The 19008-nt window shown below is 42.3% G+C and carries 20 protein-coding genes and 2 pseudogenes; 14 read left to right on the forward strand and 8 right to left on the reverse strand.

What is annotated here, in order from left to right:
* Positions 1 to 73: 73 nt before the first annotated feature.
* The 5 genes from AC0WRU_RS07680 to AC0WRU_RS07700 all read left to right on the forward strand — a co-directional run bounded on the left by AC0WRU_RS07680 (position 74) and on the right by AC0WRU_RS07700 (position 3651).
* On the forward strand, positions 74 to 619 hold the full coding sequence (locus AC0WRU_RS07680) for an RNA 2'-phosphotransferase (protein WP_476127860.1): 546 nt from the start codon (positions 74 to 76) through the stop codon (positions 617 to 619).
* Positions 620 to 812: 193 nt separating this feature from the next.
* Entirely contained in the window at positions 813 to 2183 is a 1371-nt protein-coding gene (locus tag AC0WRU_RS07685; RefSeq protein WP_476127861.1) for a transcriptional regulator, read from the forward strand.
* Between the two features lie 358 nt (positions 2184 to 2541).
* The gene (locus AC0WRU_RS07690) at positions 2542 to 2727 is read left to right on the forward strand and encodes a hypothetical protein (RefSeq protein ID WP_476127862.1); all 186 of its coding nucleotides are present in this window, start codon (positions 2542 to 2544) and stop codon (positions 2725 to 2727) included.
* 12 nt (positions 2728 to 2739) lie between these two features.
* Positions 2740 to 2982, forward strand: a complete 243-nt coding sequence (locus AC0WRU_RS07695) for a DUF1871 family protein (protein WP_476127863.1) — start codon at positions 2740 to 2742, stop codon at positions 2980 to 2982.
* Between the two features lie 366 nt (positions 2983 to 3348).
* On the forward strand, positions 3349 to 3651 hold the full coding sequence (locus tag AC0WRU_RS07700; protein WP_134914362.1) for a YunC family protein: 303 nt from the start codon (positions 3349 to 3351) through the stop codon (positions 3649 to 3651).
* 106 nt (positions 3652 to 3757) lie between these two features.
* On the opposite strand, the pseudogene mtnA reads toward AC0WRU_RS07700, so the two are convergent.
* Both mtnA and mtnK read right to left on the reverse strand, forming a co-directional pair.
* Positions 3758 to 3951: pseudogene (gene mtnA / locus AC0WRU_RS07705) on the reverse strand (S-methyl-5-thioribose-1-phosphate isomerase); the annotation flags it as partial.
* 5 nt (positions 3952 to 3956) lie between these two features.
* Positions 3957 to 5180: an S-methyl-5-thioribose kinase gene (gene mtnK / locus AC0WRU_RS07710; protein ID WP_476127864.1), complete on the reverse strand. Its 1224-nt coding sequence runs from the start codon at positions 5178 to 5180 to the stop codon at positions 3957 to 3959.
* Positions 5181 to 5490: 310 nt separating this feature from the next.
* Here mtnK and AC0WRU_RS07715 point away from each other — a divergent pair, with 310 nt between their 5' ends.
* The 6 genes from AC0WRU_RS07715 (at position 5491) to sufB (ending at position 11623) form a co-directional block, all read left to right on the forward strand.
* Positions 5491 to 5961, forward strand: a complete 471-nt coding sequence (locus tag AC0WRU_RS07715) for a Dps family protein (protein ID WP_476127865.1) — start codon at positions 5491 to 5493, stop codon at positions 5959 to 5961.
* 491 nt (positions 5962 to 6452) lie between these two features.
* Positions 6453 to 7235 (forward strand): Fe-S cluster assembly ATPase SufC, encoded by a 783-nt coding sequence (gene sufC / locus AC0WRU_RS07720; protein WP_025685365.1) that lies wholly within the window; start codon positions 6453 to 6455, stop codon positions 7233 to 7235.
* A gap of 23 nt (positions 7236 to 7258) precedes the next feature.
* Positions 7259 to 8563 (forward strand): Fe-S cluster assembly protein SufD, encoded by a 1305-nt coding sequence (gene sufD, locus AC0WRU_RS07725; RefSeq protein WP_476127866.1) that lies wholly within the window; start codon positions 7259 to 7261, stop codon positions 8561 to 8563.
* Positions 8560 to 9783 carry a cysteine desulfurase gene (locus AC0WRU_RS07730; RefSeq protein WP_025685367.1) on the forward strand — a complete coding sequence of 408 codons (1224 nt, stop codon included), beginning with the start codon at positions 8560 to 8562 and terminating at the stop codon, positions 9781 to 9783. Before sufD ends, AC0WRU_RS07730 begins: the two co-directional genes overlap by 4 nt.
* Positions 9773 to 10195: a Fe-S cluster assembly sulfur transfer protein SufU gene (gene sufU, locus AC0WRU_RS07735; protein ID WP_025685368.1), complete on the forward strand. Its 423-nt coding sequence runs from the start codon at positions 9773 to 9775 to the stop codon at positions 10193 to 10195. Before AC0WRU_RS07730 ends, sufU begins: the two co-directional genes overlap by 11 nt.
* A gap of 30 nt (positions 10196 to 10225) precedes the next feature.
* Positions 10226 to 11623, forward strand: a complete 1398-nt coding sequence (gene sufB / locus AC0WRU_RS07740; RefSeq protein WP_476127867.1) for a Fe-S cluster assembly protein SufB — start codon at positions 10226 to 10228, stop codon at positions 11621 to 11623.
* A gap of 41 nt (positions 11624 to 11664) precedes the next feature.
* Here the strand turns inward: sufB and AC0WRU_RS07745 are convergent, their stop codons facing one another.
* The gene (locus AC0WRU_RS07745; protein WP_476127868.1) at positions 11665 to 12069 is read right to left on the reverse strand and encodes a tyrosine-type recombinase/integrase; all 405 of its coding nucleotides are present in this window, start codon (positions 12067 to 12069) and stop codon (positions 11665 to 11667) included.
* Between the two features lie 264 nt (positions 12070 to 12333).
* On the opposite strand from AC0WRU_RS07745, the pseudogene AC0WRU_RS07750 reads away from it, so the two are divergent.
* Both AC0WRU_RS07750 and AC0WRU_RS07755 read left to right on the forward strand, forming a co-directional pair.
* A pseudogene (locus tag AC0WRU_RS07750) lies at positions 12334 to 12763 on the forward strand (NucA/NucB deoxyribonuclease domain-containing protein).
* 124 nt (positions 12764 to 12887) lie between these two features.
* Positions 12888 to 13385, forward strand: a complete 498-nt coding sequence (locus AC0WRU_RS07755; protein WP_025685371.1) for a hypothetical protein — start codon at positions 12888 to 12890, stop codon at positions 13383 to 13385.
* Positions 13386 to 13722: 337 nt separating this feature from the next.
* Here AC0WRU_RS07755 and AC0WRU_RS07760 read toward each other — a convergent pair whose 3' ends face one another.
* The 4 genes from AC0WRU_RS07760 to AC0WRU_RS07775 form a co-directional block, all read right to left on the reverse strand.
* The gene (locus AC0WRU_RS07760) at positions 13723 to 13902 is read right to left on the reverse strand and encodes a hypothetical protein (RefSeq protein WP_025685373.1); all 180 of its coding nucleotides are present in this window, start codon (positions 13900 to 13902) and stop codon (positions 13723 to 13725) included.
* Between the two features lie 124 nt (positions 13903 to 14026).
* Complete coding sequence (locus AC0WRU_RS07765; protein WP_025685374.1) at positions 14027 to 14230, reverse strand: hypothetical protein; 204 nt, start codon at positions 14228 to 14230, stop codon at positions 14027 to 14029.
* 413 nt (positions 14231 to 14643) lie between these two features.
* Positions 14644 to 15318: a hypothetical protein gene (locus tag AC0WRU_RS07770; protein ID WP_476127869.1), complete on the reverse strand. Its 675-nt coding sequence runs from the start codon at positions 15316 to 15318 to the stop codon at positions 14644 to 14646.
* A gap of 1408 nt (positions 15319 to 16726) precedes the next feature.
* Positions 16727 to 17245 carry a DUF3231 family protein gene (locus AC0WRU_RS07775; RefSeq protein ID WP_476127870.1) on the reverse strand — a complete coding sequence of 173 codons (519 nt, stop codon included), beginning with the start codon at positions 17243 to 17245 and terminating at the stop codon, positions 16727 to 16729.
* 207 nt (positions 17246 to 17452) lie between these two features.
* Between AC0WRU_RS07775 and AC0WRU_RS07780 the strand changes: the two genes are divergently transcribed.
* Complete coding sequence (locus AC0WRU_RS07780) at positions 17453 to 17698, forward strand: WGxxGxxG family protein (RefSeq protein WP_476127871.1); 246 nt, start codon at positions 17453 to 17455, stop codon at positions 17696 to 17698.
* A 207-nt stretch (positions 17699 to 17905) separates the two neighbouring features.
* Here the strand turns inward: AC0WRU_RS07780 and AC0WRU_RS07785 are convergent, their stop codons facing one another.
* Entirely contained in the window at positions 17906 to 18970 is a 1065-nt protein-coding gene (locus tag AC0WRU_RS07785; protein WP_476127872.1) for an HD-GYP domain-containing protein, read from the reverse strand.
* Positions 18971 to 19008: the final 38 nt, after the last annotated feature.

The following is a 19008-nucleotide window of genomic DNA, read 5'->3' on the forward strand; positions in this document are numbered from 1 at the left end:
TTTATGAATCGGAAGGTTGTAATCATGATGTTGATAAGGGGTGTTTTCGATTTTAATTCAAAAGGAGAAAGTTATGTTGTCACCTAAGCAAGAAGAGGGACTTAGCAAATTCATGAGCAAAATACTTAGGCACACACCAGAACAATTTGGGGTTAAGTTGGACCATGAAGGGTATTGTGATGTCCAGGATTTAGTTGAAGCAATAAAATCAGAAAATAGGTGGTCGGATATAAGAGAAGAGGACATCAATCAAGTCGTAACGAATTGTGCAAAAAAGCGATACGAAACTGTTAATGGGTACATACGGGCTAACTACGGTCACAGCGCGGGAAGACTAGACTATAAGGAATTTCATCCCCCAATTGTTCTCTATCATGGTACAAATACTATGGTTATAGAGAAGATCCTTACAGAAGGAATTAAACCAATGGGGAGAGAGTACGTCCATTTGTCCGAAACTCTTGAATTTGCAACATTAGCAGGCAGTAGACGTGGAGAATTGGCGATTTTGGAAGTTAACACGACAAGTGCCCTAGCTAATAATGTGAAGTTCTATTATGCAAACAATGAGGTTTGGCTTTCTGATTTTGTACCACCACAGTTTTTGAAAAAGTTATAAAGTACGGGGTGGAGCAGGTGGAGAACAAATTCAAATCCGAAAAGGTATCTTAAGTAAATATATGAGAGGTATATGATATTGTTCCAGAAGATGGTACAATGTATTGCAGTAAGTCTGTTCTATCATTGGATTGCAATAGCCTTCTTTTTAATGAGTTGATTCCTAACAAGTTCCTTTTAAGGGGTGGTTTATTTTGTCTAATACAGCCACGATACTCACAGAGATAACCAATCATATGAAAGATAATGATTTAATTCTAAGCAACTTAGCCAGAGAAGTAGACATGAATCCTGGTACGATGAGCAGCATCATTAATGGGAATCGCACTTTTTCAGTCGATCAACTAGATCGAATCACAAAAGCAATGGGGCATCCTGTCGGCTATTATTATGAACGATATGTGCATGAGTATTTAGCGGAAGCTAACCCGAATTGGCGTCGAATGAGTCCTTTCTTACATAATTGTGCGAGATTAAACAAATTGGACTGTATTCATGAAGTTGTAAACTTATTGATGGACAAGCTGGGATACTCAGAATCCTTATTCGAACTTGCTGAAGAACTCTTTAAAGAAGAGTTATATGAGGCGGCAGCTATACTTTATGAAAATGTAGCTGTAAGTGAGAAAAAGCAATATTCAGAACGTCTGGCTATGTGCCAGTATCGATTATTTGTGGCAAGACAAGGTGATAATCAAGAGGAAAACTATGATGCGGTAGTTCAGTTTCAAACTTACGTTGAGCGCTTGGATGAAGCGGATCAGCTAGATGCGTTAAGGGATTTAGTGAATACATGTCGTTCATTGCGTAAGTGGGATAAGGCCAATAAGTTTGCTACAACTTTGGGAAATAAAGCAGAAATACAATACAAAATTGATCAACAGTATCATGCAAAGAGCGAACATAGAAAGAAGTCATTTTACCCTCCATTTGTATACTGGGCATTTTCACATTTAATTCGTGCTGAAGTTTGTGATGCTAAGAAAGATTATGAAACAGGGCTCCAGCATATCCAGAAATATGCCGATTTAAGCTGGGTGGAAGAAGAAGATGAAACGACCCTAAAATGGAAAAATCAATTTAAGGAGTGGGCAAACGCCAATACCTATGTGAATAGGCTCCTTGCGGGTGAAGTAAACGTGCTTCCCGATTATGTTGCTTATTTTTCATCAAGAAAAGATGAAGTTCTTCCCGCACTTGATATTATAGTTGAGGCAGCTAACCAATATCATTTTGATGTAGATGATATTCTAAAGCAATTCGAGGTGGATATTTCATCTTATCTGGAGGAACAAAGCATCGAAAGCTTTTATACTCAACGATTCATAACAGAACGTTTTATACATTTTTCGAAGGAATTATCAGTTTACTATTTGACCAAAGGAAGATTTTCTGATGGCTTTAGATTTTTATTAAGTTGTTTGGAAAAATCTACATTAATCAATAATAAATCGTATATAATTAAATGTATGAGACTGTTTGAGTTTTTTCAAGAACATGCTTCTGCTGAGACAAGGGCAGTTTTCAGAAATTTGATTAATGAGGTGGATGAAGATGAAACGTAAAATTATTCTAACCTTTTTAGTAGCCAGCTTTATGTTAGTAGCAGTAGTGACTATACCTTTACAATTTCCAGATAAAGGGTCTAGTTATCAACCGACACATCACGGCGAAATTTAATCATCTCTAATAGGCATAAGTGATTTAAGTTCGCATCAGTTATTGAAGCAGATCATTAAATTCTTATGATCAATACAGAAGGTTGGATGGGATTGTCCGTCTAGCCTTTTTGATTTGTAAGGAGTTAGGGACGGTTTATGCTAGCAAAACACCATTAGACATTACACAAGAGATCGGTATCACAACGAGACAGCAGCTACATAACTATAAAAGCTTTTAACACTTATCCCTGAGTTACATGATATGGTTGAAGATCACGATTTGAAAGATACTACTGCCCTTTCCCAGAATAATGGTAGTAAGCATTTGTTTTTTTCAAAAGAAGGTGCCGCTGTAGTTGCTAACGATGGGACACTTGTTACAGTTATTCCTAAGAGTAAGTATGATGATGCATATAAAGCACTATCTAAATCGTTATTTGGAGAGTAGGAGTGTATAGAAATGAACGATGATATCGTACAAATCATTAATGAATGGAATCCAATCGAAATATATCCTTTATTAGAAGATGAGTACTATTCCGAAATACGTAAAATTTATGAGAAAAGTAATGAAACAAACTCTGTAGAAGAATTAGCCGAACAAATTCATTTTGTATTTGCACAATCTTTTAAAAAGGAGTTCGATAAAAGTATTGAAGCGTGTCGATTGATTGCTAAGAAAATAATTGATGTTACAAAATAATTTATATTGAGCTTACTTCTTTGAATGTATAAAGAAGTGGGCTTTTTTGTAGAGTTACCCGTTTGAATAAAGTGGGATGCAATTCAACTTATGCTAAAGATAATTGAATTACTACTCATTGGAAGTCCAATTTTGTAAATCCTGGATTTAGATTATAAAGTGGGCACAGAGAATTGAGAATCCTAGAATAAAATCATTCATTCTTAACCGATTGATGTGGAATGCGCAGAAAATGCACATTACGCAATAGGCACTCCACAAAATTAGTGTACTAAAATTCAATACATATCCACGGGTGTCCACACTCACGCGCAAATGCTGCATAAAATATCCCGGATGAACAAAGAGGAGGTGCACGTGAGGACAATGATACACATGGAACCCGTACAGGTGGGTGAGCATACATTTATCGGAGTTGAGGTCAAACTGCCTAAAACAACGCTATTGACCATCTCCAATTCCCGTGGTTACATCATGTGCGGCGCACTGGATGTCGGATTGCTGAATGAACGGCTGGGAGATCGGAAAATTCTTGCCGCACGAGCTGTGGGTGTAAAAACGCTGCGCGAATTGTTGGAAGCGCCCATGGAGTCGGTGACAACGGAAGCGGAGCAGCTTGGGATTAAGCCGGGTATGCCGGGGTATGAGGCGCTTTTGAAGCTGGTCTAAGTGGTAGGGCTTTTGCTCTACGAAGGTAGAAAAACGCGAAAAACCGGGGCAACTTCGCTCCGGTTTTTTCAATAGAAAAGTTACATTTTATCAAGTAAAACGATTCAACCTTCATGGCATGGATGCCATCCCACACTTCTTCAGCTGTGAACAAATCCAGCATCACGATAGATTCGGGCAGCAGTCGCTGATCCAGCATTGGACAAGTGGTCACCTTTCCACACCAGCGACGTGAGAGCCTGACCAGGCACTATTGCTTCAGTTGGAAGCTTCAGTCGCAGATTCTTTGTTTTCACTCATATCCATTAAGCTCCATTAATTGAGGCAGCCGTTGCTGTCTGAATAATATCTCCCAATTCACGAATCGAATGCACCTCACGATTGCGTAGAACCAAGGCTTTCCCGATAGATAGCGCCAGTCTTTCCGCTGCTTCCTTGATCGCAGGATCGGCAATCGTGTCTATATCGGCCACATGCGACAAGCTGATGATGCGACGGATGACTTTGCAGCCTGCAAAGCCAATCGTATCTTGCAGCACTTTCTGAAGGTACAAGTCCTGATATCCCGGTGTGCGGGCCATGTGGTCGGTAACATGCTCGTCCCACAGTTTGCGGAACCCGCTCTCATACCGCTCCCATACCTGAATGGCAGTCTCTAAAAGCCAGTCACGCCGTTGCTGCATAGCTGTCTCGCCAGTAGTCCATCCGGGCTGTGCTGCGTAGTTCAACAGCAGATTGGCAATCACCGCTCCGATATCAAAGCCCATCGGTCCGTAGTAGGCAAATTCGGGATCAATGACTTTAGTGGACTCCGCTGTTACAAAAATACTGCCCGTATGAAGATCGCCATGCAGTAGCGCTTCTGTTTGCGTCAGAAATTTCTCGCGCAGCAAAGCCACTTCCAGATGAATGGCCTGATCTGTACGAAGCGCCTCTGCCTCGTCTTCGATATAGGAACCGTAGTTGTTATTATCTGAAAACCGATAAGGCTCATCCAAAATAAGATCCTCGGTGATTTTACAAAGATCCGGGTTGATAAAGCGCTTGACCAGCTCTTTTTTGTCCTGCTGATTCATGCCCAGATCCGAGGTGAAAAAGAGCGTACGTGCCAGAAATTCTCCAATATGGTCAGCGAAATGCGGATATGTGTTTCCTTCGATTAATCCTTTGCGCATGATTGTGTATGAGCTTAGATCCTCCATCACAGTCAAGGCGAGTTCATCGTCATAGCCGAGCACCGCAGGAACCAGCTCAGGGCAAATGTGGTGCTCCTTCTGAAGCGCCTCGCGTTCAATACGGGCACGATCCAGTGACAGCGGCCAGGATTCACCTACGATTTTCACATAGGGAAGCGCCTGTTTGGCAATGATACTCTTGTCAGATTCAGAATCCGTAATATGAAAAACCAGATTCAGGTTACCATCACCGATTTCGCGGCATTCCAGACGGGCGTCCTGACTAAAAAATCCGGGGATATTCTTCACAAATTCAATTGCTTCTTCTGTCGTTAAAGCATGATATTGGGACAACGAAGTCACCTCCATAAAATGTGCTTAAGTCGATTTCCAAAATACTAAAAGATTAAACCAACCATTTTGCTTGGATAGAGCCAAGTATAACGAAAAACGCTTGAATTTTGTACATTTTTTTTACGAAACGCCGGAAGAGTACTCAGGAACTCTGTTGTTTTGTTTCGTCTTCATATGAGATGGGTAAATAATAAACAGACGTCCGGCAGGCGAAATACCGTGCCCGCTGGCGTCTTCCCGTCAGAAGGACGGTGGATGAATACGTAAACGTTCCTGAATGATCAATTTGATGAAAAGGAAGGGATTTATTATGGCTAAAACAGCAAGCAACTCGAAAAATACGCAAACGAAATCGGTGGAAGAACTGTTAAACCGTCAGGTGGCTAATCTGAATGTGCTATATGTGAAGATTCATAACTATCACTGGTATGTGAAAGGCTCCAACTTTTTTACACTCCATGTCAAATTTGAAGAGCTATATAATGAAATTACGCTAAAAATGGACGAGATCGCTGAACGCCTGTTGGCGCTGAAAGGTTCTCCTTCCGCAACGTTAAAGGAATATCTGGAGCTGTCCTCGATTCACGAAGCAAGTGGTAATGAGGATGCGCCTAAAATGGTACAAACGCTGATTGAGGACTTTGCCACCGTCTGTGAGGAATTTCAGGAAGGGATTGAATTGGCAGAAAGTACTTCTGATCAGCCAACCGCAGATTTGCTGATTGGTTATAAGGCGGATCTGGAAAAACATATGTGGATGCTTCGTTCTTATCTGGGCTAACCATAACAATGATGCTGAAAGCTTGATTCTGACAGTTAAATTCTTATCCCGATAGAAGTGGGACCGTGTTCTGAAATAAGCGCTACACATGTAAAAACGCTACTGACATCATGTTGTCGGTAGCGTTTTTATGGCTGAAAAAGACAATTTCCATCATTTTAATGTTTTTTCATAGATGGGAAGCGATTATGGTTGGATATACAGTTATGATGAAGAATTAAGCTATAATATAAAAGTTAGGAAGCAGAAAATCACGGTAAAAGTGTTGAGTATTATGAATATTTTATGAAGAAAGTCTGATAACGTGTGTCTGTTGGTTGCACCCTTGAAGATATTTATTATAAAATAACTTGAGAATCATTGAGAATCAGTTTAGAATGATTATAAATAAATTTTTAAATATTTCGCTTGCTTGAAATCAGGGGGCTCCCCTGTTAAATATACTTTCTGATTTCGACACCACACTACAAATTTTGGAGGGTATTCCGAATATGGCTACAAACTTTAAGATTGAAGGTCTCAAAGCGACCATTGAAGGCAAGGAAATTCTGAAAGGCATCAACCTCGAAATGAAGGGCGGAGAAATCCATGCCATCATGGGTCCTAACGGAACGGGTAAAAGTACATTGGCTTCTGCTTTGATGGGGCATCCCAAATATGAAGTCACGGATGGCAAAGTAACTTTGGACGGAGAAGACGTTCTGGACATGGAAGTGGATGAGCGCGCACGTGCAGGATTGTTCCTAGCTATGCAGTATCCAAGTGAAATTGCAGGGGTAACCAACTCCGACTTTTTGCGTAGTGCAATTAACGCACGCCGTGAAGAAGGACAGGAAATTTCTCTGATTAAATTTATCCGCCAAATGGAAAGCAAAATGAAGGAACTCGAAATGAATCCTGAGTTTGCTCACCGTTACCTGAATGAAGGTTTCTCCGGTGGTGAGAAAAAACGGAATGAGATTTTGCAAATGATGATGATCGATCCGAAAATCGTCATTCTTGACGAAATCGACTCTGGTCTGGATATTGACGCGTTGAGAATCGTGGCTAGCGGTGTTAATGCTATGCGTTCCGAAGAACGCGGTTTCCTCATCATTACTCACTACCAGCGTCTGTTGAATTACGTTAAGCCTGATTTTGTACATGTTATGATGCAAGGACGCATCGTTAAATCCGGTGGACCTGAGCTGGCTGAGCGTCTGGAAGCGGACGGTTACGATTGGATCAAGGAAGAACTGGGTATCGTTGATGAAACTGTAGGACAAGAGGCGTAAGCCGGAAGCGAGGAGGAAAACTAATGAGTACACAAACAATCCTTCCGGTAGATTCCGAGCAACTGCGTGTTCTGTCCGAACGTAACGGCGAGCCGTCATGGCTGACCGCAGACAGACAAAAAGCACTTGAGCTTGCAGGCAAACTGGAGCTTCCGGTATTTGAAAAAACCAAAATCGAACGTTGGAATCTCAACGATTACGGTCAACATAAAAACAGCGAGGCGATTGCATCGGTGGGGCAGGTTCCCGCAGCGATTGCCGATCTGGTGAAAGAGCAGCAGGAGGGCGGTCTGATTATCCAGCGCAACTCCGGCGCGGTATTTGTGAAGCTGAGCGAGGAATTGGCAGCGCAAGGCGTTATTTTCACGGATCTGCAAACGGCGGTTAAGGAGCATGGTGATTTAGTTAAAGCTCATCTGAACACGGTTATTAAGACGGATGAAAATTCACTATCTGCATTGCACGCAGCACTCTGGAACGGTGGAGTATTTGCTTATGTGCCTAAAAATGTAGAGCTGAACGTTCCGCTTCAAGCTGTATTCCTGACGGACGATGCGACAGCGACGTTTGCACCTCACGTACTGCTCATTGCTGAAAGCAATAGCTCCGTAACGTACGTAGACAACTATGTATCTGCGGATTTGGCGGCACCTGTTCTTCATAACGGTGCGGTAGAAGTTGTTGCAAATGCAGGAGCCAAGGTGCGCTATGCAACGGTGCATCAGCTTGGAGAGCAAGTAACGGATATTTCCATCCGCCGTGCTGCGTTGGGTAATGACGCAGCTATCGAATGGATTGTTGGAGAAATGAACTACGGCAATACAGCGAGCAATACGATGTCCGTGCTGAAAGGCAATGGCTCCAACTCGGATGCCAAAATTATTGCTGTTGGTTCCGGCTCACAAAAGCTGAACTATACGACACAAGCACAGCATTTTGGTAAAAATTCCGCCAGTCAGATGATTACGCGCGCAGTGATGCGTGAAGAAGCGTCTTCCATCATTAACGGAATTACAAAAATTGAAAAAGGTGCTACCAAAGCAGACGGTCAGCAAACAGAACGTGTCCTGATGCTCAGCCCGAAAGCGCGTGGTGACGCTAACCCGATCCTGCTGATTGATGAGGATGATGTGACCGCAGGTCACGCAGCTTCGGTCGGTCAGGTGAATCGTGAACAAGTGTATTACTTGATGTCTCGCGGGATTAGCCGTGCAGAAGCTGAACGTCTGATTATTTATGGCTTCCTGGCACCTGTCGTTTCTGAAATTCCGCTCGAAGGACTTCAACAGCAGCTGCAAAGCCTTGTTGAAAGGAAGTTAGGCCAATGAATACTGCATTGATCCGTGAACAATTCCCGATTTTACATCAGGAGATTAACGGTCATCCGCTGGTTTATTTGGATAATGCGGCCACTTCGCAAAAACCGCTGGCGGTCATCGAGGCGATCAAGCACTACTACGAATATGATAATTCGAATGTTCACCGTGGTGTGCATACCTTGGGTAGCCGCGCAACGGATGCTTATGAAGGTGCGCGGGAGAAGGTAGCCCGCTTTCTGAATGCAAAGCGCAGTCAGGAAATTATTTTTACAAGAGGAACAACAACGGCGCTGAATCTGGTCGCTTCTTCCTATGGTAGAGCCAACTGTCAGGAAGGTGATGAGATTGTCATCACACAGATGGAGCATCACAGTAATCTGATTCCGTGGCAACAGGTAGCCAAAGCCACAGGCGCGACTTTGAAATATATTCCACTTCAAGAGGATGGTAGCGTTGATCTTGCTGATGTGGAGAATACCATTACAGAAAACACGAAAATTGTAGCGATTGCGCATGTCTCCAATGTGCTTGGTGTTGTGAACCCTGTCAAAGAGATTGCTGCTATTGCGCATCGCAAAGGCGCAGTCATTGTTATAGACGGTGCACAAAGCACACCACATATGAAAGTAGACGTGCAAGACATCGATGCTGACTTTTATGCTTTTTCTGGTCACAAAATGTGTGGTCCTACAGGGATCGGGGCATTATACGGCAAAAAGGCGCTGTTGGAAAACATGGAGCCGATTGAGTTCGGCGGGGAAATGATCGACGATGTGGGATTGTATGAATCCACATGGAAGGAGCTGCCTTGGAAATTCGAAGGCGGAACCCCGATCATTGCCGGAGCTGTCGGTTTGGGAGCTGCCATTGATTTTCTGGAAAGCATCGGGCTGGACGCGATTGCACAGCATGAAAGCCGTCTGGCCAACTATGCTCTCAAACGTCTTCGCGAAGTGGAAGGCTTGACGATTTACGGTCCTGCTGAACGTCATGTGGGACTCGTAACATTCAATCTGGATGATGTGCATCCGCATGATGTAGCGACCGTGCTGGATAGTAAAGGGGTGGCTGTACGTGCAGGCCATCACTGCTGCCAGCCATTGATGCGCTGGTTGAAAGCCAGTGCAACGGCGCGAGCCAGCTTTTACCTCTACAACACAGAAGAGGAAGTCGACGTTTTGATCAGCGCCTTAATCCAAACAAAGGAGTATTTTGGCGATGCAACTTGATGACTTGTACCGACGTGTAATTATGGATCATTATAAAAATCCGCGGAATCGCGGACGTTTTGAGGATGATGTGGTCACGGTGGATTTGAACAATCCTACGTGTGGTGACCGGATTTCTCTTCAACTCAAGACGAAGGACGGCGTTGTCGAGGATGCCCGTTTTACAGGGGAAGGCTGTTCAATCAGCATGTCCTCCGCTTCAATGATGACAGAGGCGGTTAAGGGAAAAACGATTGATCAGGCGCTGGATATGGCGAATCGCTTCTCTTCTCTGATGAAGGGTGAAGCCGCCGAATTCGACGATTATGAAGAACTGGAAGCTTTGTCAGGTGTCAATAAGTTCCCGGCCCGTATCAAATGTGCGACTTTGGCCTGGAACGCGCTGCGCAAAGGAATTGATGAAGAACAATAATTTAACTAGAATAGAGGAGGTTTGAGAAACATGGCCAAGAAAGCACCGGAAATGGAAGAGTATAAATATGGCTTTCGCGACGAGCACAAATCCATTTTCCAAACAGGTAAGGGTCTCACTCCGGAAATCGTAAAGGAAATCTCCAAAATTAAGGATGAGCCAGAATGGATGCTGGAATTCCGTCTGAAAGCACTAAAGCAGTTTGAAAAAATGCCTATGCCAAACTGGGGCGGAGATATGAGTGAGCTGGATTTCAACGATATCCAGTACTATGTAAGACCTTCCGAGAAGCAAGGAAAAACGTGGGAAGAGGTTCCTACGGAAATTAAGGAAACCTTTGATAAACTGGGGATTCCTGAGGCGGAGCAAAAGTTTCTGGCTGGTGTATCCGCACAGTATGAATCCGAGGTTGTTTACCATAGCATGCAAAAGGAACTGGAAGATCAGGGCGTTATTTTCATGGACACCGATACGGCGCTGCGTGAGCATCCTGAAATTCTGAAAGAGTATTTTGCAACAATTGTACCTCCTGCGGACAACAAGTTTGCAGCACTGAACAGTGCGGTGTGGTCAGGCGGAAGCTTTATCTATGTACCGAAGGGTGTAAAATGTGAAGTTCCATTGCAGGCTTACTTCCGTATTAACTCGGAAAATATGGGACAATTCGAGCGTACACTTATTATTGCCGACGAAGACAGCTTCGTTCATTATGTAGAAGGCTGTACGGCTCCGATTTACAGCACGAACTCGCTGCATAGCGCAGTGGTGGAAATTATTTGTAAGAAAAACGCACGCGTTCGTTACACAACGATCCAAAACTGGGCACCAAACATCTTTAACCTGGTGACCAAACGTGCGGTTGCAGAAGAAAATGCAACGATGGAATGGGTCGATGGTAACATTGGTTCCAAGCTGACGATGAAATACCCGGCAGTTGTGCTGAAAGGCCGTGGAGCTAAAGGTATGGTCTTGTCCATTGCAGTTGCAGGCAAAGGCCAGCATCAGGATGCAGGGGCGAAAATGATCCATTTGGCACCAGATACGACATCGACGATTGTATCCAAGTCGATCAGTAAGCATGGCGGTAAAGTAACGTATCGCGGACTGGCTTCATTCGGTCGTCAGGCTCAAGGGGCAAAATCGAATATCAAGTGCGATACGTTGATTTTGGATAACCAGTCGACCTCCGATACGATTCCTTATAATGAAATCATGAACGACGACATTACGCTGGAGCACGAAGCGACGGTTTCCAAGGTATCGGAGGATCAGTTGTTCTATCTGATGAGCCGCGGTCTGACCGAAGCGGAAGCGACACAAATGATCGTTATGGGCTTTATCGAACCGTTCACCAAAGAACTGCCGATGGAGTACGCGGTAGAGATGAACCGTTTGATCAAGTTCGAAATGGAAGGCAGTATAGGTTAAAACGTCATAAACGTTGTTGCATCAAGGTTTATGATATGATTTCAAGGGGTTAAAGACGGGTCGTGCCGATTTTGTGCCGACTCGGATTCCCTGCTAGTGTAAGAGGCGAACTTTTTAAGTTCGTCTTCTTCTATTTTTTTCGTAATGTCTAGGTAGGTGTCGACAGTTGTCTTAATTGTCTTATGTCCTAATCGTTGCGATACAAATATAATACTGGCCCCGGATTCCAATAAAAGCACAGCGTGAGTATGTCTAAATCCGTGAGTCCCCTTGTATCCTACGCCAGCTCCTTCACAATATCTTTCAATTGAATCACGAGCGGTGGAGGGTGTTAGATAATTGCCTAGATAGTTTTGAAAGACTATGCCATCATCATTTTTACGAAAATGAACGTTGCTAGATATTAATTCATCTTGTTTAAATTTGAATCTTATCAATTCTTGCAATAAATCATCATTCAGTGCTATCGTTCGATAAGAAGAAGTGTTTTTTAAAGTTGTTAATTTTAGCTTGTTTTTATTATCCCTACGTGTTTGACGTTAACTGTCAGTTTCCCGTTTTTTATATCTGTCCATTTGACGGCTAAGGCCTCGCTAATCCGTAGTCCTGTCTGACTTAGAAAGTACATAAGCAATGCGACAACATATGCGATACTTCGATATGACCCTCCAATTAGTATAGAGAAGATTTAAATACTATGGAGGTGTCCTATGATAAAAGGAATCGCAAAAGGATTAATTGTATTTTTACTGGCAGCTATCTTTTCCGTACAAGGAGCATATGCCGAACCTGTTTCGAGAAGTGTACAAGCAGCAGCTGGGTATACGTTGGAGTTTCCGAGTTCACGTTATCCAGAAAATGGGAGCACATATCAAAGATGCAATAGCAGCCGGACATTCTGCTGTATGTACTATTGACCGGGACGGGGCTTAGGAAAACCGAAAGGAATCCTTAAAGGGAGTTCCAATAAAAAAAGGATATGACCGCGACGAATGGCCAATCGCAATGTGTACAGAAGGCGGTGAGGGAGCAGATATCAAATACATAAGTCCGAAGGATAACCGTGGAGCTGGTAGTTGGGTAGGTCATAAGCTGGATGACTATCCGGACGGGACCCGAGTAGAATTTATAGTTAAATAACGGATAAAGATTCTATCTGCAATTTCTGATAGAATCTTTTTTTAGCAGGACAAGCTTTCCCTTACTTCGACATGCGATTAATTATATATTAATTACGTAAATACAATAAAAAGGAGAGTTTGAAATGAGTGTAAATGCATTAACAAAAAAAATCATGTTAAGTTCTGCAACTGCAACCCTGCTATTTTCTGTTGTGTCTCCATTTTCCGCTTCTGCTGCAAGTACATCTGTGACTTCTTCTACATATAACGAATCCGTCAATCAACCAGAAGGTGTTGTGCCACCAGTAATTAACGGTACTGATCCAAGTCTTAATGGAGATGTAACGACGCAAGGTAAAGTCTCTTGGACAATTAAAGGAATAAAGGCGGCTCTTAAATCACAGGCAAGCAAAATTGATAATGTTATAAAAACGACGATTGAATGGCTACCCGTAAGTGATAGTGTTAAAAAGAATCTTGTTAATATTGTCAAAGTCGATGCGCTAATAAAGGCTTTAGATGTGGTCACAGATTTCAGTGGTAGTATTGAAGATGCGCTATCACAGGCTATGCAGTATTTAGGTGTAGCGGGATGGTTAGCTGATATTATCGCTAGAGCTATCGGCGCTCTATTCCTTTAATAACTGTGATTAACAACGACGAGTGACGGAGGAAGAATGAAAAGAAAGTGGTATTTAAGGCCAATGGTCATAATTTTAATGATCATCATAACCCCACCGATAGGCTATTTGAATGTTTTCTTCAATAGGGAGAAATTTGAACCATCTGAACGTTTAGGTTATTTGGCAATAGCCACAGTATTCGCTGCTCTATGGTTAACAAAATTTCTACCGAATTCATGGCGAATTCCCGCTATAATAGTTGTTGCACTTATTGGGCTATTCATATTCAGAAAAAAATAAATAGTCGAGTAATAAAACAAGCTCTGCTAAACTTAATTGGTCGGTAGAGCTTGTTTTATTTGCGCGCATCCTTTGCGATGCGAGTTCCTTGATGCAGCCCCAAATTGTGTGCGTCTGCTAAATAACTTCTCAGCAAACTCACATCATTTTCGCGGGACAGGTCTATGGTCATTATTCCATGTTTGCGGTGCAGATCCAACATGGACTTTAACAGATTATCAAATTCGGCGCTCATACCCGATCCCTCCAGACCTTTACCGCGACATACACCGAGACGACCAAGGCCGCAATGCTAACAACCATCGTTATACTCTCCATACAATTACCTCCTATAGAGGGGCCTCAGCCCCTTCTTTATTTTACTCTGACCCAGCCTTCTTATCGCATTCAGCTTTTGCACGCTCTATGCCGAGATTTGGTCCCGGCCCTTCCCCAATGATTATACATACTTCGCCGTGGGTGATAGTGTCATGGATAACTTCATAGTACGCACTTCGCTTGCCCTGTACTCTTCTGATCCAGTAGTCACCGTTTTGATACAGGATATCTTCTTCTGTCATCATTCTGCATCCCTCCCGCGTAGGCTCGCCAGCAGATTGTTTATATAAATCCGATATGTTATGATTGGGTATAAAAGGCGCTGTGTAAGCCGCCCTCTACCAAGGAATCCTTAACGTCTGCGTGGGCCGCGTCGGTTTTTGGTTCCTTTTTTCTTTGTCTTCTTACGCAAAATCGAAAACTAAGCTTGCCGGATGGTTGATGCTTGTGAGCGGTATTGCTGGGTTCATAAGCATTTCATTATTTTACTTCCAGGTGTGTTGCTTATTATTGCTGGATTCATGGGAATATTCAGCAAGAAGAAGACAAACCAACAAAACGCAGCGGTATAAAAAAAGTGACCTTGGGATATAACTCCGAGATCACTTTTTTCGTTCAAGCAGATTAAAACCCGGATTGCTCCGGGGCTCTTTATGCATTACTTCTTCTTTTCAGTAATTTTAAGACCGACTTTTTCTTTTGCTTCCATTAGTTTAAGAACACCTTGCATTGTGTCCTGATCTGCTAATTTGATATTCTCTTCGAAGTCATTCATATAACTAGGTTTTTGTTCATCAAGATATGAGAGTACTGAATTAAATGCTTCACTTTTCGAGTAATAGGCAGTTGCCAAGTGTCTTTTGGATTGTTCAAGAAGATCTTTAACCTCAGAAGGCAAAGCATTTGGAACTTCAAGCTCATTATATTGTGACATTAACGATAAAGCTGTATCTTTTGCGTCCTTAGTTGATCCATATACCGTCAACACGTCAGTCTTACCTTTACCTAAGGAATCCATGTTTGATTTGTATTTATTGAATACAGTTGATCCACTGTTCTCAACACTAAAAAATGTTTTCTCAAAATTAATAACCAGTTGCTGCTTCATTTTTTTATCTGCTGCTTCTTTCTTAGGATCAGAAACAGCGACAGGCGTTTCAATTTTCTTTTCTGGTGTGGATTTCTGCGTGGCATCTGCCGGAGTGGATTGCTTTGTACCCGTATCACTAGCGTTCTTATTCTCTTCTTTATCTTTACCCATATTACCTATTCCGCTAATCACAATAACAATAATGACCCAAAACCACCACTTCTTATAAACAGGTTTCTTCAAGCTTTTTTTCTCCCTCTAATGGATCAGTAATATACTCCATATATAGTCTATCAGACCTAGGAATATTTTTCTATATTAAATCAATCTATTTGAGTTTAGTCTTGAATTGCCGTCACGACTCCATTCTCAAGATAGATATACTTGTAATGTTCATAGACCCATTGTTCATTTACTCCATATGAAGTTGTGGTTTTGTTTACGTGTTTTGGCAGTCCCCATTTTGAATCCAATACTTCCTGTTCGGTCATACCGATTTGGGGAATAAGTTTTGCAGGTGGAATATTATCGTAGATTTCCTCTAACAAGTAACAAATATAGAATTAAAGGATATTTGTTACCATTTATGTGAAGGGGATATGTGTTATGTGGGAGCCTATTAGGAATGTTCAGGGGGAGAGCGCGGATACAAAACCCGCTTACTCATTTCTACTATGAACTCATAAATATCTTCCCATTTGCATCCAAGTAGTTTAGTGGCGATGTACATATCTTCGGGAGTCATTACGGTTCTCCCGTTGCAAAAATGGGAAATAACACGTTTGGAACGGCCCGATCTGCGCGCATACTCAGTCTGGTTCCATCCTTTATGAGTGGTAGAAGCAAGCATCTCCCGCGGGAGACTTTCAATTCTTTTCTCGCTCCTTATTATGAGGAAAATTATTTCGTTCGGAGTATACAGGATTTTAGCTGGACAGTAAACAGACCTACATGACTATATTCGAATAGACTATCACCTTGAATAACAGACGGTAGAGGAGTTTCATTATATGGGAAAACATCAAATTGAAATACCGTGGGAAGTCGAAAAGGAGAATTTCGAAATTTTCATTCGGTTTGTGATCCATGTATACCAAATAAAGACTCCTGTTCAAGTTGAGGCTATATCACCTTCAGGCTCTTACAATTTTTTGATTACAAGTTAGAGATGGTAATAGTTTTCGGAGGACATCCCAAGAACATATTTACGTTAATTACGTATTTATTTATAATAGAAGAAACTCGTCGTTAACTTGTATTAGTTGAATAAAAAAATGCCATTTAAGCATAGGCGCTCAATGGCAAAGGAATACTATGAATTACATTTTGGAGGACGTGCCGAATTCGTGCCGACAAAGCTAATTAACCAAAGTTGCTGTTTAAAAAGATATTTAATCGAATTTTTGTTTTAAAAGCATTTTTAAAGAGTATGCAATTATGCGGATACCTCATTTAATCAAATTCGAAATGGAAGGCAGTATTGGTTAAGCCTGATATATCGGGGTTTACACGTCGGTTTCTTCCAGACGAATCGCATCCTATACCTAAATGCGTGTAAAATTGTTAATTAAATAGGAAATCCCCGCTAACCATAATGAGTCGGCGGGGATTTTGTACATATGTGTCGTTACGAACAAGCTCCTAAATAAATTTATGCTTGAACAAGTTCAGGGCGTTTTATTTGAAGAGGCGGGGGAATAAGCCAGCCCTTTTCTTTGTTCATTTGGAGTATTCTAACCCCTAAAGCGGTCTTAGTGAGGTGATATTTAGCGAATAAAGCACCGATGTCTTCTCTAATGGATTGGCCCATAGCTTGGCTGCAAGACGCCAAACTGACTGATGTATCTAATGCGATTTTAGCTGCTATTTCGGGATCAGTAAACCTAGCCCCAGCAGGGATATCTTCAAGTTTCACAGATGGTCTTTCTGGCATGGTAGGAGCGGGAGCAATTCCGTTATCAGTGAGCAATGTATCGCATTCTTTAATTTCAAGTTTAGCCTGATCAATAAGATTTTCCAGTACTTTTTTTAGTTCCTTGTCTCCAGCGTGGTTTAAAAATGCTTGGTAAAATGAAACACCGCCCTTTGCTAATGTAGAGAACTGCCAGACGGTATAAATTTCTCCATAGTGCATAGGTTCATTTTTTGGATTACCGCTTAGGATACCCATCGTATTTGTCGCTCCTTTGTATTTTATTTCGTGCGAGTTTAGAGTGCCCAACAATGAAGAAATTAAGTAAGACCAGATATAAGCTAAGAATACATAATTTTCACATAGACACTTCATATCAATAGGTATTAAAAGTATGCTGCATACAAAATAATACATTGGACATACTTAAGCTATTGTTAACACTAAATTAGAGGAGTCGATCATGTGTTAAAGGTTAAGATGATGTTTTTAACGGTATTAATGATTTCAAGTCTGGGAGCAGCAGTCGCATTTGCTGAAACCACTGGAAATGGGACGAACACTACTGACACAGGTACAACACAAATGCAGACGACAAATAATAATGATGACGATAATAATGATTGGGGATGGCTTGGCCTTTTAGGTTTAGTTGGATTACTCGGTTTAAGACGTCGTGATGGGGATACTCGTAAAGTCGATAAACGTTGAACTTTCCAACTTTAAATGAGTTATCCTTATTTTATAAGGGTTAACTTGGAGCTGAGCTATGATAACCACCAAGCATTTGTTGTAACATAAAAAGAGGCTGTCCTTCGTAGAAAGAATCTACGAAGGACAGTCTCTTTCGCGTAGCATGTGCCTCGGCAGAACATTCCGTTCTGTTCTACCGAAGAACCGCCGAGCGGCAATTGCAAATCAGGATTCCAAATAAATTTCATCAATGGATACATGTCGATCTCTGGACAAATCTACATACTCATTTTCAGTAATTTTTACCAAAGGTCTGAAGTAGTCAGCAGGATTGTTCAGAATAATCGTTCCTGTCTGACCAGAAGTCAGAAGTACCTGCTTGTTAATAAAGTTCGGAAGCATATGCCGGATAAAGACTTGAGTGGCTTCCGGGTTTAGATGTCCGAAGCTCATGCTGTGCAGCTCGCGCAGTACGGTGAGCAGCTCCTGCTTCGTCTGGTACACACGGTTGGAGATCATAGCGCTATATACGTCCGCAATCGCCGTAATACTAGCGAAAGGATGAATATCCTCCTTGAACAGTCCGTGCGGGTATCCGCTCCCATCTTCTCTTTCGTGATGCTGCAAGGCGACGATGGCTGAAATCTCATCGCTGGTTGAATTGCGAATGATATCATAGCCGTAGAGCGAATGTTTTTTCATTTCCTGAAATTCTTCAGGCGTCAGCTTATCAGGCTTATTCAGAATCTCATCCGGTATCATGGACTTGCCTATATCATGTAAATATCCGGCCTTGCCGGCGGCATAGGCTTCTTCTTCCGTATATCCAAGCCATATGGCAATGTAATACGACAGTACACCTACTTGGAGAGAATGATTGTACGTATAGTGATCTCCCCGCTCCATAATTAACAGCAGAGATACGACATCTTTTTGATGAGTCAGCTCTGAAACGAGGGGGCCGAACAGCTCATCGACTCGAAATTCATCAAATTTGCCGGTTGCGGAAGCTTTGAGAAACATGCTTTCAAAGCCATGAATAGTCTGCTCCATGAGCGGAACGACGCGTTTAAGGGACTCGGGGGAAGCTGGAACATCGGGGGCAAAGTCAACCGGAATGCTCGCTGAACCGGCATCAATGTCGATATAATCGACACCGTGCATGATGAGCTTGGAAATATCGTCGTGCTGTAGCATGGTGCCCTGAATCATGACGGGTACGCCGTGTTCATTGTATGTATCAGATCTGAGACGATCTCCTGGCTTGGCATCGGTAACGTGAACTCTCATGTGCTTAACCTCCTTATTGTCGTAAATTTGTCGAAAAT

Source organism: Paenibacillus sp. 1-8, from assembly GCF_056316205.1.

Excerpts from the sequence above, each read along its gene's own strand:
- AC0WRU_RS07680 (WP_476127860.1), top strand. The coding sequence starts at position 74 with ATGTTGTCACCTAAGCAAGAAGAGGGACTTAGCAAATTCATGAGCAAA.
- AC0WRU_RS07690 (WP_476127862.1), top strand. The coding sequence starts at position 2,542 with ATGGTTGAAGATCACGATTTGAAAGATACTACTGCCCTTTCCCAGAAT.
- AC0WRU_RS07695 (WP_476127863.1), top strand. The coding sequence starts at position 2,740 with ATGAACGATGATATCGTACAAATCATTAATGAATGGAATCCAATCGAA.
- AC0WRU_RS07700 (WP_134914362.1), top strand. The coding sequence starts at position 3,349 with ATGATACACATGGAACCCGTACAGGTGGGTGAGCATACATTTATCGGA.
- AC0WRU_RS07715 (WP_476127865.1), top strand. The coding sequence starts at position 5,491 with ATGGCTAAAACAGCAAGCAACTCGAAAAATACGCAAACGAAATCGGTG.
- sufC (WP_025685365.1), top strand. The coding sequence starts at position 6,453 with ATGGCTACAAACTTTAAGATTGAAGGTCTCAAAGCGACCATTGAAGGC.
- sufD (WP_476127866.1), top strand. The coding sequence starts at position 7,259 with ATGAGTACACAAACAATCCTTCCGGTAGATTCCGAGCAACTGCGTGTT.
- AC0WRU_RS07730 (WP_025685367.1), top strand. The coding sequence starts at position 8,560 with ATGAATACTGCATTGATCCGTGAACAATTCCCGATTTTACATCAGGAG.
- sufU (WP_025685368.1), top strand. The coding sequence starts at position 9,773 with ATGCAACTTGATGACTTGTACCGACGTGTAATTATGGATCATTATAAA.
- sufB (WP_476127867.1), top strand. The coding sequence starts at position 10,226 with ATGGCCAAGAAAGCACCGGAAATGGAAGAGTATAAATATGGCTTTCGC.
- AC0WRU_RS07755 (WP_025685371.1), top strand. The coding sequence starts at position 12,888 with ATGAGTGTAAATGCATTAACAAAAAAAATCATGTTAAGTTCTGCAACT.
- AC0WRU_RS07760 (WP_025685373.1), bottom strand. The coding sequence starts at position 13,902 with ATGAGCGCCGAATTTGATAATCTGTTAAAGTCCATGTTGGATCTGCAC.
- AC0WRU_RS07765 (WP_025685374.1), bottom strand. The coding sequence starts at position 14,230 with ATGATGACAGAAGAAGATATCCTGTATCAAAACGGTGACTACTGGATC.
- AC0WRU_RS07775 (WP_476127870.1), bottom strand. The coding sequence starts at position 17,245 with ATGGGTATCCTAAGCGGTAATCCAAAAAATGAACCTATGCACTATGGA.
- AC0WRU_RS07785 (WP_476127872.1), bottom strand. The coding sequence starts at position 18,970 with ATGAGAGTTCACGTTACCGATGCCAAGCCAGGAGATCGTCTCAGATCT.